Origin of the sequence: Streptomyces sp. NPDC049887 (assembly GCF_040656535.1) — a bacterium.
Lineage (GTDB): Bacteria > Actinomycetota > Actinomycetes > Streptomycetales > Streptomycetaceae > Streptomyces.
This window is the reverse complement of record NZ_JBFAMM010000003.1, coordinates 1-14,429: the sequence shown is the minus strand read 5'-3', so window position 1 is coordinate 14,429 and position 14,429 is coordinate 1. Positions and strand designations below refer to the sequence as shown.

Here is a 14,429-nt window from a genome sequence, read left to right as displayed (position 1 = left end):
ACTCTTTACCCGGAGGCGCCGAGTGCGCCTCCGCCTCACACCTGTGGGCCGGCCACGGCCCGTGAGGCACCCCTGCGACCCGAGGAGTGACCCTCTCCGGCAATGGACGGATCGTCCGGTAGTACCTGCGCCGCCCCCTCCCAGGAGGCGGCGGCATGATCATCCCGCTACTGCTGCTCTTCGCGGCATTCCTGCTCATCCTCGCCAACGGGTTCTTCGTGGCCGCCGAGTTCGGCCTGGTCACCGTGGAGCGCGCGGACGCCGAACGCGCCGCCGCCGAGGGCGACCGCCGCGCCGGGACCGTCGTCCGGGCCCTGCGTGAGCTGTCGTTCCAGCTGTCCGGGACCCAGCTCGGCATCACCATCACCTCCCTCGTCGTCGGCATGCTGGCCGAGCCCGCGCTCGCCCGGCTGCTCGGCGGCCCGCTCGCAGCGGCGGGGATCCCCGACGGGGCCGTACCCGGCGTCGCCGTCGTGATCGGCATGCTGCTCGCCTCCGCCGTCCAGATGGTGGTCGGCGAACTCGTCCCGAAGAACTGGGCCGTGTCGCGGCCGCTGCAGGTCGCCCGGTTCGTGGCCGGCCCGCAGCACCGCTTCTCGGCGGTGTTCCGGCCCGTGATCGCCCTGCTCAACGCCGTGGCCAACCGTCTCGTACGGGCGTTCGGCGTGGAGCCCGCCGAGGAGCTGGCCTCCGCCCGTACGCCCGGTGAACTGGTCTCCCTCGCCCGTCACTCGGCGCGCGCCGGAGCCCTCGAGGAGGACACGGCGGACCTCTTCGTCCGGACCCTGTCGCTCAGCGGGCTCACCGCCCAGCACGTGATGACCCCGCGGGTGAAGATGAGCGCCCTGCAGTCCGACGCGACCGCGGCGGACGTCCTCAATCTGACCCGGGCCACCGGTCTCTCCCGGTTCCCCGTCTACCGGGACCGCATCGACGAGATCGTCGGCATGGTCCATCTCAAGAACGCCCTGGCGGTGCCGGCGCACGCGCGGCTGCGCACCCCGGTCGGCCGTGTCGCCGTGCCCCCGCTGCTCGTGCCCGAGACCCTGCCGGTGCGGCAGCTGCTCGGGCGGCTGCGCAGCGAACAGCCCATCGCCGTGGTCGTCGACGAGTACGGCGGCACCGCCGGCGTCGTCACCCTGGAGGACATCGTCGAGGAGATCGTCGGCGAGGTCCTCGACGAGCACGACGCGGAGGCCGACGGCGTGCCCGAACTGGCCCCGGCCCCGCCCGAGGACGGCAGCCCGGCCTGGGAGGCCGACGGCAGCTGCCGCGTCCTCACCCTGCGGCGGATAGGCCTCGACGTGCCCGACGGCCCGTACGAGACCGTCGCAGGTCTGGTCGCCGACCTCCTCGGCCGGATCCCGGCGCCCGGCGACCGGGCGGAGCTGCCCGGCTGGCGGCTCTCGGTCCGCCAGGTCGACCGCTACCGCGCCGAGCGGGTCAGGCTCGTCCGCACGGCGGACGCCAAGGCCATGGCGGAGGCCGCCCGATGAGCGTTCTCCAGCTGCTGTTCGCGTTGCTGCTGGTGCTCGCGAACGGCTTCTTCGTCGGCGCGGAGTTCGCGCTCGTGTCGGTGCGCCGCAGCCAGGTGGAACCGCTCGCCGCCCAGGGCTCCTCCCGGGCCCGGCAGGTACTGCACGGGCTCGAGAACCTGCCGCAGATGATGGCGGCGGCCCAGTTCGGTATCACCGTCTGCTCGCTGACCCTGGGCGCGGTCGCCGAGCCGACCGTGGCGCACCTGCTGGAGCCGGTGTTCCACGCCCTGCGGGTGCCCGACGCGCTGGTCCACCCCCTCGGTTATGTGATCGCCCTCGCCGTCGTGGTCTTCCTGCACCTCGTCGTCGGCGAGATGCTGCCGAAGAACCTGGCGATGGCCGCCCCTGAGCGGACCGCGCTCTGGCTCAGTCCCGCGCTGGTCGGCTTCGCCCGGCTGTGCCGCCCGGTGACCGTGGCGCTCGGCGCCTGTTCCCGGCTGGTGCTGAAGCTGTTCGGGGTCGAGCCGAAGGACGAGGTCGAGGCGGTCTTCACCAGCGACCAGTTGGGCCAGCTGGTCGAGGACGCCGGTCAGGCCGGACTGCTCGACCCGGAGGAGCAGGAGCGTCTCGGGGACGCCCTGGAGCTGGGCAGCCGCCCCGTGACGGACGTCCTGATCGCCCGGTCGACCCTGGTCACGGTGCCGCCCTCGGTGACGCCCAGGCAGATCGAGGAGCTGACCGTCCGCACGGGCTACTCCCGCTTCCCGGTACGCGGCGAGGGCAGCGGGAGGTTCATGGGCTACCTCCACGTCAAGGACGTCCTGGACCTGGAGGACGGCGAGCGGGCCGTGCCGCAGCACATCTGGCGCCCCATGGCCATGCTGCGGTCGGAACTGCCGCTCGACGACGCTCTCACCGTGATGCGCCGCGCGGCCACGCATCTGGCTCAGGTCGCCGACGCGTCGGGACGGGTCCTGGGCCTCGTCGCCCTGGAGGACGTCCTCGAGATGCTGGTGGGCGAGGTGCGCGACCCGGCCCACCGTCCGGTGCCGCCTGCCGCGTCCGTCCGGGGCTCCCACGCGACGGTCGTGCGGGGCGGCCTGCGGACGGATCCGCCGCACCAGCAGGATGTGCGTTCCCAGCAGCCGAGCCCGAGCGGAGTGTGACGCCGGGACCCCGTCCTCCCGGGCGGACGCGACCGGAGGCACGACGGTGCCCCCGGTCGCGGGCCGTTCCGGACGCGTGACCCGGAGGGTTCACGGTCCGGTGGGGTCCTGGGGGCCGCGGTCCCGGGGGCCGCGGCCCGAGAGCACCTCCCCGTACGCCTGCATCAGATCGGGCAGCCGCAGCGTCGCCAGGTCCTCGCGCGTCGGCGTACCCGCGTACCCCGAGAGGCGCAGGTCCCGGTAGGCACAGCTCTTCTCGTAGAGCGTGCGCAGGAAGCGGCCGTTGCCCAGCTCGTCGATCCAGCTCTGGTCCACCACATGGCCGCTGATCGACCGCAGCTCGTCCAGCGCCTCCTCGTCCCACAGATCGCCGTTGGCCGCCGCGAGCACCTGGCCGATCGCCGTCAGCTCCAGCGGCCGGTACGAGGGGAAGTCGACCCGGGTGGTGAACCGCGAGGACAGCCCTGGGTTGGTGGCGAGCAGCCGGTCCATGCCCTCCGGATAGCCGGCGAGGATGACCACCAGGTGGTCCCGGTTGTCCTCGGCCCGCTTCAGCAGTACCTGCAGTGCCTCGTCCCCGTAGGCGTCGCCCTTGCTGTAGCCGGTGTTGGAGAGTGCGTACGCCTCGTCCACGAACAGCACGCCGCCGAGCGCGGAGTCGATCAGCTCATTGGCCTTCACCGCGGTCTGGCCCAGGAACTCCCCGACCAGGTCGGAGCGCTGCGCCTCCACCAGATGGTCGCCGCCCAGCAGCCCGAGCGCGTAGAAGACCCGACCCAGGATGCGGGCCACGGTCGTCTTGCCGGTGCCGGACGGGCCGGAGAACACGAAGTGCCGCTTCGGGGGCTGGACGGGGAGGCCCTGCCCGGCCCGCAGCCGGGCCATGTGCAGCTGTGCGGAGAGGGCCTTCACCTGGCGTTTCACCGGCTCCAGGCCCACCATCCGCTCAAGCTCCGCGAGCGCCTCGGCGAGCAGCACCGGATCGGTCGGCCCGGACGGGAACGGCGGCGCCGACCGCCGCGGGGCCCCGGACTTCTCCCGCGCCCGGTCGGCCGGGCCCGCGGCGGCCGGGGGCCCGAGCGGGGGCTGGGGCTCGCTCCCGTAGCGCGGTTCGGGGACGAAGGGCGTCTCGGGCTCGGCCGGCTGGGCGTCCGCGCCGTCCTGCCCCGCACCCGCTCCCGCGCCCGCCAGCGAAACGGTGGCCAGGCCGGCGGCCTCGTCCGTCCCGTCGATGCCGTCGTAGTCCGCGATCGCGGTGAGCCGGGCCGAGGTGTCCATGAAGGCCGGGTCCACCCGGTGCACGGCCCGGTACAGCGGCAGCGCTGCAGCGCTTCGACCGGTGCCCTCATGGGCCCGGGCGAGCCAGTAGCGGAGTTCCTTGCGCTGGGGCTGCTCGCTGCGGCAGCGCATCAGCGCCGCGGACAGCAACGGCTCCGCCTGCCCGTACATCTCCAGCCGCACCCGCGCCATGCCGGCGAACAGGCCGGCCTCGATCCCGAGCAGCGGATCGTCCACGAGCGGTTCGGTGTGCCGCACCAGCTGGTCCCAGTCCTTGACCAGGTAGGCGCGGCAGGCGTGCAGAAAGCGGACCTGGGGGTCGGCGTCGACCGGCGGCAGCCCCGCGAGCGCGCGGTCCAGCTCGGGCACATGGCGTCCGTCCAGCCAGTGCGAGGCGTGCGCGAGCAGGAGGTCGCGCGGGCTCTCCAGCACGGGCTGCACCCACCAGCCGAGCCAGTACCAGGAGTTCAGCGTGCGGCGGTGGCGGCCACGCTGCTCGCCGAAACGCTCCCGGTTCCGGTACATCCTCAGCAGCGCGGTGGTGGTGTCCACGCGAAGGGCGTGCAGTCCGAGCCAGCCGTCCGCCATCCCGGGGTCGAGCCGCACCGCGCTCCTGAACTCCTCCTCGGCCTGCGGGTACGCGCCCATGGTGTAGGCGTCGACGCCGCGCACCCAGGCGAGGTCGGCCGGGGCCGGTGAGCCCTGCGTGCCGATGTCCATCGGGTCCCCCACATACCTGCCCCCGTGCTGTCCCACCGGGCGGACGCCCGGCGGAGCGTGCCGAACCACCGTGTCGCGGACGGGAATTGACCGCACCGGGGTGCATCGTACCTGCGCGGGGGGCGGCTGATTAAGGGCGCACGAGCAGAGGCGCAGGGTGACCCTGGGTGAGCGTGGACCGCCCAAGGAGTGCCGGGGAATGTGCCGAGGGGCAGAACGAAGCCCCCGATCACGGGGGAACAACCGGGGGCTTCGCGTCCGGGCGGCTCCGAAAAGCCGCACATTGAGAACGTAAGACCTGTAAGGGCCCTGGGTCAAGCAGAGTTGGGGCACCCGGCAGGGTGGATTTCCGACTGCTCAGTACGGCGGCCGGAGGTGGTCACGTTCCGTGAGGGAGTGGATCGCTCCTGCTGTCGCGCCTGGCCCTGGCAGCCACTCGTACCCCTCGGGCAACTCGCGTACCAGGGTGTCGGCGAACGGGCGCGAGGGGTCGTCCGCGAAATGGCGGCTCTCCGCCGCGGTCCAGTCGTCCCAGAAGCCGGAGAGCTCCGGGCCGTCGCGGCGCCGTCCGCGGATCCACGACTCCTGCGGGCCCCGCTCCATCCACAGCAGGCACGCCAGACGGGGCCGCAGCGCCCGGCGGCCCGCGCCCACGCCCTCGACCAGGACGACCGGCGCCGCGGGCAGGGCGCGCGGCGCCCCGAAGCGGCGGAGATTCCAGTCGTACGGGTGATACAGCCCGCTCTCGCCCCGCGACCACGGACCGATCACCTGGTCGACCAGGCGGCCGGTCCAGGAGAAGAGTTCGTCGTGGGTGGCGATGTCGTCGAGGCGCAGCACCGGCGCCCCACCGAGTGCCTCCGCGAGCCCGGCGGCGAATGTGCTCTTGCCGGAGCCCGCGTGGCCGTCGACCGCGATCAGCCGCACCGGGCCGCAGGACGGCGGCAGCGCGCGCAGGCCCGCGGCGGCGCGTTCGAGGGACACGGGGCGGCTCATGGGGATCACCCTAAGGGGGTGCGCGGGCCGACCGTCGGGCCGTCGCAGGTCATGCCACTGGTCGAGACCAATATTGGTCGGGGTGGCGCCGTGCGAGTCACTGGCAGAAGTCGCTCCGGAACCGCGATAGTTGGCCCACCGACGCACCCCCCGAGACCGCTCCGGAGGTCCCATGACCACGCCTGCCTCGCGCAGATCCGTACTCACCGCGGCACTCGCGGCCGCGGCCGGGGGAAGCGCCCTGACCTCCGCTGCGGCCGCCGCCGCCGGAGTTCCGGTGCCCGCCGCGGGCCCCCGTCCACTCGTGGACAACCGCTTCTGGAATTCGTACACGGACTGGCGCAGCGGCGAGGGCGCGGGCACCCGCGCCGTCGCGGGCAGCCGCCCGGGACTGGTGATCGGCGCCCCGGCGGGCCGCACGCGGTACACCGACCCACACACCGGCCGCACCACGGCCTGGGACTACGCGCGGTGGACCTCGCCGGTGCACCGCCCCCGGGTGGCCGCCACCGAGGTCATCGCCTCCTGGAACGCCCGCACCCCGGCCGGGACCTGGCTGCAGACGGAACTGTCCGGCACCTACAGCGACGGCAGCACGACCCCGTGGTTCGTCATGGGCCGCTGGGCGGCCGGCGACGGGGACATCCTGCGCACCTCCGTCGACGGCCAGACCGACGGCAGGGGCGGCATCTGGACCGACACCTTCTCGTTGAGCGACCCGGCGAGCGGGCTGCGGCTGGTCTCCTACCGGCTCCGGCTGACCCTCTACCGCAGGCCGGGGACGGCCCTCACCCCGACCGTGTGGCGCGTCGGTGCCATGGCCTCGGACGTTCCGGACCGCTTCACCGTGCCGGCCTCCGCGCCCCGGGTCGCCGGCGAACTGGTGGTGCCGCGTTATTCGCAGAACACCCACATCGGTCAGTACCCCGAGTACGACAACGGCGGCGAGGCCTGGTGCAGCCCCACGTCCTCGCAGATGGTCGTCGAGTACTGGGGTCGCAGGCCGACGGCCGGGGAGCTGGCCTGGGTCGACCCGGACTTCGCCGACCCCCAGGTCTGCCACGCGGCCCGCCACACCTACGACCACCAGTACGAGGGCTGCGGGAACTGGCCGTTCAACGCCGCCTACGCGGCCACGTACCGCGAGATGAACGCCGTGGTCACCAGGCTGGAGTCGCTCGGCAGCCTCGAGACGCTGATCGGTGCGGGCATCCCGGTGATCACCTCCCAGTCCTTCCTGAAGGAGGAGCTGACCGGCGCGGGCTACGGCACCTCCGGCCATCTGATGACCGTGATCGGCTTCACCGCCGGCGGGGACGTGATCGCGAACGACCCCGCCTCGCCCAGCAACGAGGCAGTGCGCCGGGTGTACCGGCGGGCGGAGTGGGAGACGATCTGGCTCCGCACCAAGCGGTACAACGCGAGCGGGAAAGTGGCGTCCGGCACAGGGGGCGTCTGCTACCTCTTCTGGCCCGAACGCCCGACGGCCGCCCAGCGCAAGGCCCTCGCCGCTCTCGGCGTCGCCTGACGCGCCTCCGCCGCGCCGGCGGGCCGTGACCGGTGTCACTGCCGGCGGGCGGCGCGGCGGGCACTGTGTTCGGGGCAGGTCCCCCGCACCTCCGTGAGGGCGCGGCCGGGCCGCCGGGGGGCGACCGGAACCACGAGGACGACCGAGCGAGCTGCCATGACCACGACCACCGCCAACCCCACCGTCGCACGGGCCCGCACCGGAGGCCCCGAGGACGACGGCCCCAAGATCGTCGAGCACATCCTGGGATGGGTGCTCGTGGTCGTCCTGGCGATGCTCGTCACCAGGGCAGGGCTCCTCTGACGGTCGTACGCGCGTGTGAGGGCAGGGAACCCGACCGGCTCCCCTGCCCGCCCCCTTGCCGCCGAGCCGGTCGGCCGCGGAGTCCTCGGGGTGCCCCGGGACGGGTCCGGTGGCCGTGCCGCTGCGGAACGTCGCTGCAACGGGTGAGCGGGGGTGCGACGCGGTGGGCCCTCGCCCGCCCGGGCCCCACGGCGTGAATTCCGCCAGTGACGGACGGCGTCCGATGGGGCATACTCAAGCCGCCACAGCCGCTGGTCAGCCACTTCCGTGATCCGGGAGGGCAGCATCGGCGCACCAGTGACATCCGGCGGCGCCGCCCAACCCTTCGCGTGCGACCGCCGCAGCGCCCGACAGGGAGGAGAGCGCCGCCATGCCCGACCGCGCCCCGCAGCCGGTGGACCGCACACTGCCCACCGAGGAGGCCAGGGATCTGATCACCCTGGTCCGAGAGATCGTCCAGCGGGAGATCGCTCCACGCGCGGCCGAGGAGGAGGAAGCGGGCCGCTTCCCGCGCGAACTGTTCTCCCTGCTCTCCGAGTCGGGACTGCTCGGCCTCCCCTACGACTCCGAGTACGGCGGTGGCGACCAGCCGTACGAGGTCTACCTGCAGGTCCTCGAGGAACTGGCCGCGGCCCGCCTCACCGTGGGCCTGGGCGTCAGCGTCCACTCCCTCGCCTGCCACGCGCTCGCCGGTTACGGGACCAAGGAGCAGCGCGGAGAACACCTCCCCGCGATGCTCGGCGGCGGGCTGCTCGGAGCCTACTGCCTCTCCGAGCCGTCGTCGGGTTCGGACGCGGCCTCCCTGCGCACGAAGGCCGAGCGCGCCGGCGACGACTGGGTCATCAGCGGGACCAAGGCCTGGATCACCCACGGCGGGGTCGCCGACTTCTACACCGTGCTGGCCCGCACCGGCGGCGAGGGCGCTCGCGGCATCTCGGCGTTCCTCGTGCCGGGCGACGCGGAGGGGCTGAGCGCGGCGGCGCCCGAGAAGAAGATGGGCATGAAGGGCTCGCCCACCGCCCAGCTCCACTTCGACGGCGTACGCGTCTCCGACGCCCGCCGGATCGGTGACGAAGGGCAGGGCTTCGCGATCGCGCTCTCGGCGCTCGACTCGGGACGCCTCGGCATCGCCGCCTGTGCGATCGGCGTCGCCCAGGCCGCACTCGACGAGTCCCTCGCCTACGCCACCGGCAGGAAGCAGTTCGGCCGCCCCATCGCCGACTTCCAGGGACTGCGATTCATGCTCGCGGACATGGCCACGAAGGTCGAAGCCGGCCGTGCGCTGTACCTCGCCGCCGCACGGCTGCGCGACCGGGGCCTGCCGTTCTCGAAGGAGGCGGCGATGGCCAAGCTGTTCTGCACGGACACCGCGATGCAGGTCGCCGTCGACGCCGTGCAGATCCTCGGCGGCTACGGCTACACCGCGGACTTCCCGGTGGAGCGGTTGATGCGTGAGGCCAAGGTGCTGCAGATCGTCGAGGGCACCAACCAGATCCAGCGGATGGTCATCGCCCGTCACCTCGCTGGGCCAGAGTCCCGCTGACCCAGCCGGTCCGCCCGCTCCACACCGGTGCCGCCGTGAGCCTGTTCCACTCCTGGTCACGGCGGCCCGGCAGGGTCCGTCCGGCGCTGGCCCAGCGGTGCAGCAGATCGCGGTAGATCGGCGGGTCGGGCGTATGCGGAACCGATTCTTCTCGACGCGGCGTCATCAGCCGGCGGCGGCCCTGGCCGCCCTTGGGGTGCTGCGCGGTCATGCCCGTCCCAACGGCGTCCGGGCGCACGGAGTCACCCTCGATGTCGTTCGAGCACCGGTTCGCCCCCTCACCGGGGCGTGCGGGCACGGCCCGGCCGGGTGACCTTCGGCACGAACGAGCCGCGAGGGGAGGATCCACGTGCCCGCGGACGACCGTCGCACGACCCGGGCGTGACATTCCGTCAAATGCGCTTCGGCTGCAGGAAGATGTCCGCGCCTCGGCGGCGCGCCGTCGTGGGGCCGGGGAATCCGGGTGGGCGGAGCCGCCGCTCAGGCGGCGCGCCTCATCGGGGGCACCCTCAGGGGCCGCGAGCCCGGGCCGCCGACGTGCGAGAAGGGCTGCGTCCGCCAGTCCAGTTCCTGAGGGAGCGTCAACAGCAGTGCCGTGTCCTGTTCCTGGACCTCGAGCGTGTCGTCCGCGGGGCGGGCCTCCGCCGCCGCCCGGCCCGTCCCGGCGCACACCGAGAGCACGAACGGGTTCCACGGCGTCGGGCACAGTGCGTGCTCGGGGAGCACGTGCTCGTCCGCGAGCAGCGCGATCGGCTGCGCGCAGTCCGGGCAGACGACCCGGTACATCTCGAAGGTCTCGTAGGAGTCGAGCTCGTCGTCCTCCTGGGAAACGGCGGAACCAGCAGGCTCCGATTCATGACGTCCGGTGCGCTTCAGGCTCTGCATGTGAATCTCCCCCTCGGGTGGGCCGACCAGGCGCTTGCGGCCTCGACCACAGCAAGCACTTCCCTCCCGGCACCCGGGGTAACCGCACGGCCGGGGCGGACCCGGCCCCATACCTGTGGTGTTCGTCACATGCCTGCCGCAGGTGCCCTCCCAGGGGGCGGCCGACTGTGCCGGAGGGCGCCCGGGGCAATAGGTTGACGTGCATGGAGGAGCTGGATCGTCAGATCGTCGAGTTGCTCGTCAGGGACGGGCGCATGAGCTACACCGACCTGGGCAAGGCCACGGGCCTGTCCACCTCGGCGGTGCACCAGCGCGTGCGCCGGCTCGAGCAGCGGGGCGTCATCCGGGGGTACGCCGCCGTCGTCGACCCCGAGGAGGTCGGACTGCCCCTCACCGCGTTCATCTCGGTGAAACCGTTCGACCCCAGTGCCCCCGACGACATCGCCGAGCGGCTGGCCGGCGTACCCGAGATCGAGGCCTGCCACAGCGTCGCAGGCGACGAGAACTACATCCTCAAGGTCCGGGTCGGCACCCCACTGGAGCTGGAGGAACTGCTGGGGCAGATCCGCTCCCTGGCCGGTGTCTCCACACGCACGACGGTGGTGCTCTCCACCCCGTACGAGGCACGGCCGCCGCGAATCTAGGCTGTTCCCATGAGTGAGAGCGCGACCCCGGCCGAACACCGCACCGTGCTGCTGCGCGGTGGGGAAGTCCACAGCCCCGCCGACCCCTTCGCCACCGCGATGGTCGTCGAACGCGGGCACATCGCCTGGGTGGGCTCCGAAGGGGCCGCGGACGCCTTCGCCCCGGGGGTGGACGAGGTGATCGACCTCGAGGGCGCCCTCGTCACCCCGGCCTTCGTGGACGCGCATGTGCACACGACGGCCACGGGCCTGGCCCTCACCGGCCTCGACCTCTCGTCCGCCGCCTCGCTCGCCGAGGCGGCGGAACGCATCCGGGCGTACGCCGGCTCCAGGCCCGCCGACCGCGTCCTCATCGGACACGGCTGGGACGCCTCGCGCTGGCCCGAGCGGCGGCCGCTCAGCCGTGCGGAGCTGGACGGGCTCACCGGGGGCCGGCCGCTGTACCTCACCCGCATCGACGTCCACTCCGCGCTGGTCACCACCGCGATGCTCGACCTCGTGCCCGGGGTCCGCGGCAGGGACGGCTTCCGCGACGGCGAGCCGCTCACCGGCGAGGCGCACCACGCCGTCCGGGCGGCCGCGTACGCATCGGTCTCGCCCGGGCAACGGGCCGAGGCCCAGCGTGCTGCGCTGCGGCACGCCACGTCCCTCGGTATCGGCACCGTCCACGAGTGCGGCGGGCCCGACATCTCCTCCGAGGACGACTTCACGGGGCTGCTGAAGGCGGCGGCCGACGAGCCGGGACCGCGCGTCGTGGGCTACTGGGCCGACACGGACGTGGAGCGGGCCCACGCCCTCGGTGCCGCCGGAGCGGCCGGAGACCTTTTCGCCGACGGCTCGCTCGGCTCGCACACCGCCTGCCTGCACGAGCCGTACGCCGACGCCCCGCACGCCGGTGCCGCCCATCTCGACGCGGACGCCGTCGCCGCGCATGTCACCGCGTGCACCGAGGTCGGGCTCCAGGCCGGTTTCCACGCCATCGGCGACCATGCGATCGGCAACGTCGTGGCGGGAGTGAGGTCCGCCGCGGACGCCCTCGGGCTCGCCCGGATCCGGGCCGCCCGCCACCGGGTCGAACACGCCGAGATGCTCACCCCCGAAACGGTCGCCGCGTTCGCCGAGCTCGGTCTGACCGCCTCGGTGCAGCCCGCGTTCGACGCGGCCTGGGGCGGCGACACCGGTATGTACGCGCAGCGCCTGGGCGTCGAGCGGGCCCGCACCCTCAACCCGTACGCCGCCCTGCTGCGCGCCGGGGTCCCGCTGGCCTTCGGCTCGGACAGCCCGGTCACCCCCCTCGACCCGTGGGGCACCGTGCGGGCCGCGGCCTTCCACCGCACGCCCGAGCACCGGATCTCCGTGCGCGCCGCCTTCACCGCCCACACCCGCGGCGGCTGGCGCGCCGTCGGACGCGACGACGCGGGCACGCTGGTGCCCGGCGCCCCCGCGGACTACGCGGTCTGGCGCACCGGTGAGCTCGTCGTCCAGGCGCCCGACGACCGGGTCGCCCGCTGGTCCACCGACCCCCGTTCCGGTACGCCCGGCCTGCCCGATCTCACCCCCGGCAACACGCTCCCGGAATGCCTGCGGACCGTGGTCTTCGGACAAACGGTCTACGTACGGCCGGGCGAGTGACATCGGCACGCGTCCTCCCGGCGCCCGCCGCCGTGCGGGTTCCTCCGCGACCTGCGGATCTTCGTCGCTGACCAGCCCAATCGGTCAATCGCCGCAGATCGCAGGACTGTTGACAGAGTGCGCCCGTCGGCCGGTAGGTTCGGCGGGTCCACCACGGGACGTCCGACCGGCCGGCTTCCACGCAGTCGTCGAACGCCGCTGGGCCAGGGGGTGGAGCGCCGCACCGGCTCTCCACCACTGGGAGCCAGGTCCAGCGCCCGCGCCTCGGGGCGAGGGAAGACCGCGGCCGGTGGGGGTCCCCCCTGCGAGCTCGGGGGAAGGTGCGACCCGGGTGGGGCCCGGCGTTCAGTAGACAACGGCTCTCGGTCGACCCGCAGCCAGCGGTTCCCAGGCCGGCCCGAAGGACGCCGGGCCCCACCCTCCGCCCCGCACCGTGCCGTCGTCACCCCACCGGCAGCGCTCGCTATGGTGGGTCCCTGCGTACGGACGTTAAGGGGCAGCATGAACGACGGCGGTCAGCGGCGGTACGGCCCGCTCGGCAGAGCCTTGGTGATCATTCCGACCTACAACGAGGCGGAGAACATCGAGCCGATCGTCTCCCGGGTGCGTGCCGCCGTGCCGGAGGCCGACATCCTGGTCGCCGACGACAACAGCCCCGACGGCACGGGAAAGATCGCCGATGAGCTCTCGGCCGAGGACAGCCAGATCCACGTACTGCACCGCAAGGGCAAGGAGGGCCTCGGAGCCGCCTACCTCGCGGGCTTCCGCTGGGGCATCGACAACGGCTACGGCGTCCTGGTCGAGATGGACGCCGACGGCTCCCACCAGCCGGAGGAACTGCCCAGGCTGCTCACCGCGCTCAAGGGTGCCGATCTGGTGCTCGGCTCCCGGTGGGTGCCCGGCGGGCGCGTCGTGAACTGGCCCAAGTCCCGGGAGTTCCTCTCGCGCGGGGGCAGCACCTACTCGCGGCTGCTGCTCGGTGTGCCGATCCGCGACGTCACGGGCGGCTTCCGCGCCTTCCGCAGGGAGACCCTCGAAGGGCTGGGGCTGGACGGAGTGGCCTCGCAGGGCTACTGCTTCCAGGTCGACCTCGCCCGGCGGGCCGTGGAGGCCGGCTTCCACGTGGTGGAGGTGCCGATCACCTTCGTCGAGCGCGAGCTGGGCGACTCCAAGATGAGCCGCGACATCGTCGTCGAGGCGCTGTGGCGCGTCACCGCCTGGGGCGTCGGCGCCCGGGCCGGCAAGATCATCGGCCGCAGGCCGTTCTGACGGGTCCCGGCCGCAGGAGCGCCCGGGCTCCTGATCGCCGCTCCCGCCCGGCAGGCCCAGGCGCGGCGCTCCCACCCCGTCGGCCGGATTGCCGACCGGCCTTACGGCACTCCTGCCGCGGCCCAGGCACACTGGGAGCATGACGACCGGCGCAACGACACCGACGACACCGACGGCCCCCAGGCGCTCACGCGCCCGCACCTTCGTTCCCCTCGGCATCGCCGCCTGGCTCGTGCTGGAGATCTGGCTGCTGACCCTCGTGGCGGGCGCCGCGGGCGGGTTCACCGTCTTCGCGCTGCTCGTGGCCGGGGGTGTGCTCGGTGCCGTGGTGATCAAACGGGCCGGCCGTCGTGCCTTCCGCAATCTGTCGGAGACCATCCAGCGGCAGCAGTCGGGCACGGCGAGCACGGCCGGCGCCGAGGACGCACGGAGCACGGGGAACGGCTTCCTGATGCTCGGCGGACTGCTGCTCATGCTGCCCGGCCTGGTATCGGACGCGGCCGGTCTCCTGCTGCTCCTGCCGGCGGTCCGCACGGCGCTCGGGCGGAGGGCGGAGCGGTCGCTGGAGCGCAGGATGCGGCAGGGGGGTCCCGGTTCCCTCGGTGACGCCTTCCAGCAGGCCCGCATTCACCGCCCGGACGGAAAGATCGTGCAGGGTGAGGTCATCCGCGAGGAAACCCCCGCGGGACCCCGACCCGAGCCGGGGCCGCGTCCGCCGCTGTCGTCGTAGCCTCGGGCGCCGCACGGCCGAGACCCCGGGGCCGTGCGCGAACGCCGAAGGGAACACGCCGGGTCCCGGGTGCCGGGCCGTCGCCGCCGTGCCGCGCGGAGCCGTCCGGCACGTGCCCGAGCCGTGTGCCCCGCGTACCGGAGCACATGCCAACCGGCGTACCGGAGCGCATACGAAGGAGCCGCGGGGGGGGGCGCACCCAACCCGGTGGGCGGCCCCGCGCGCCAGCGGTCGGGGGGGCGGGGGCGGGGGGGGCC

Annotated in this window: 13 protein-coding genes; 9 read left to right on the top strand and 4 right to left on the bottom strand. The window is 73.4% G+C overall.

Annotated elements, in window-relative coordinates; translation table 11 throughout:
- Positions 1–155: 155 nt before the first annotated feature.
- Both AB0J10_RS04210 and AB0J10_RS04205 read left to right on the top strand, forming a co-directional pair.
- Entirely contained in the window at positions 156–1,496 is a 1,341-nt protein-coding gene (locus AB0J10_RS04210) for a hemolysin family protein (RefSeq protein WP_363057630.1), read from the top strand.
- On the top strand, positions 1,493–2,644 hold the full coding sequence (locus AB0J10_RS04205; protein WP_363057628.1) for a hemolysin family protein: 1,152 nt from the start codon (positions 1,493–1,495) through the stop codon (positions 2,642–2,644). The genes AB0J10_RS04210 and AB0J10_RS04205 overlap by 4 nt, the downstream gene beginning before the upstream one ends.
- 90 nt (positions 2,645–2,734) lie before the next feature.
- Here the strand turns inward: AB0J10_RS04205 and AB0J10_RS04200 are convergent, their stop codons facing one another.
- Positions 2,735–4,642 carry an AAA family ATPase gene (locus AB0J10_RS04200; protein WP_363057626.1) on the bottom strand — a complete coding sequence of 636 codons (1,908 nt, stop codon included), beginning with the start codon at positions 4,640–4,642 and terminating at the stop codon, positions 2,735–2,737.
- 357 nt (positions 4,643–4,999) lie between these two features.
- Positions 5,000–5,638 carry a hypothetical protein gene (locus tag AB0J10_RS04195; RefSeq protein ID WP_363057624.1) on the bottom strand — a complete coding sequence of 213 codons (639 nt, stop codon included), beginning with the start codon at positions 5,636–5,638 and terminating at the stop codon, positions 5,000–5,002.
- Between the two features lie 172 nt (positions 5,639–5,810).
- On the opposite strand from AB0J10_RS04195, the gene AB0J10_RS04190 reads away from it, so the two are divergent.
- The 3 genes from AB0J10_RS04190 to AB0J10_RS04180 all read left to right on the top strand — a co-directional run bounded on the left by AB0J10_RS04190 (position 5,811) and on the right by AB0J10_RS04180 (position 9,012).
- On the top strand, positions 5,811–7,166 hold the full coding sequence (locus tag AB0J10_RS04190) for a peptidase C39 family protein (protein ID WP_363057622.1): 1,356 nt from the start codon (positions 5,811–5,813) through the stop codon (positions 7,164–7,166).
- 156 nt (positions 7,167–7,322) lie between these two features.
- Positions 7,323–7,469, top strand: coding sequence for an SCO1431 family membrane protein (locus AB0J10_RS04185; RefSeq protein WP_363057621.1), 147 nt, complete (start codon positions 7,323–7,325; stop codon positions 7,467–7,469).
- A 370-nt stretch (positions 7,470–7,839) separates the two neighbouring features.
- Entirely contained in the window at positions 7,840–9,012 is a 1,173-nt protein-coding gene (locus AB0J10_RS04180) for an acyl-CoA dehydrogenase family protein (protein WP_363057619.1), read from the top strand.
- On the opposite strand, the gene AB0J10_RS04175 is transcribed toward AB0J10_RS04180, so the two are convergent.
- Both AB0J10_RS04175 and AB0J10_RS04170 read right to left on the bottom strand, forming a co-directional pair.
- Positions 8,975–9,223 carry a hypothetical protein gene (locus AB0J10_RS04175; protein ID WP_363057617.1) on the bottom strand — a complete coding sequence of 83 codons (249 nt, stop codon included), beginning with the start codon at positions 9,221–9,223 and terminating at the stop codon, positions 8,975–8,977. The genes AB0J10_RS04180 and AB0J10_RS04175 overlap by 38 nt on opposite strands.
- Before the next feature lie 269 nt (positions 9,224–9,492).
- The gene (locus tag AB0J10_RS04170) at positions 9,493–9,897 is read right to left on the bottom strand and encodes a hypothetical protein (protein ID WP_363057615.1); all 405 of its coding nucleotides are present in this window, start codon (positions 9,895–9,897) and stop codon (positions 9,493–9,495) included.
- A gap of 203 nt (positions 9,898–10,100) precedes the next feature.
- Between AB0J10_RS04170 and AB0J10_RS04165 the strand changes: the two genes are divergently transcribed.
- The 4 genes from AB0J10_RS04165 to fxsA all read left to right on the top strand — a co-directional run bounded on the left by AB0J10_RS04165 (position 10,101) and on the right by fxsA (position 14,172).
- Positions 10,101–10,541, top strand: a complete 441-nt coding sequence (locus AB0J10_RS04165) for an Lrp/AsnC family transcriptional regulator (RefSeq protein ID WP_269731485.1) — start codon at positions 10,101–10,103, stop codon at positions 10,539–10,541.
- Between the two features lie 9 nt (positions 10,542–10,550).
- On the top strand, positions 10,551–12,173 hold the full coding sequence (locus AB0J10_RS04160; RefSeq protein ID WP_363057613.1) for an amidohydrolase: 1,623 nt from the start codon (positions 10,551–10,553) through the stop codon (positions 12,171–12,173).
- 501 nt (positions 12,174–12,674) lie between these two features.
- Positions 12,675–13,442, top strand: coding sequence for a polyprenol monophosphomannose synthase (locus AB0J10_RS04155; protein ID WP_363057611.1), 768 nt, complete (start codon positions 12,675–12,677; stop codon positions 13,440–13,442).
- Between the two features lie 139 nt (positions 13,443–13,581).
- Positions 13,582–14,172 (top strand): FxsA family membrane protein, encoded by a 591-nt coding sequence (fxsA, locus tag AB0J10_RS04150; protein WP_363057609.1) that lies wholly within the window; start codon positions 13,582–13,584, stop codon positions 14,170–14,172.
- Positions 14,173–14,429 lie beyond the last annotated feature (257 nt).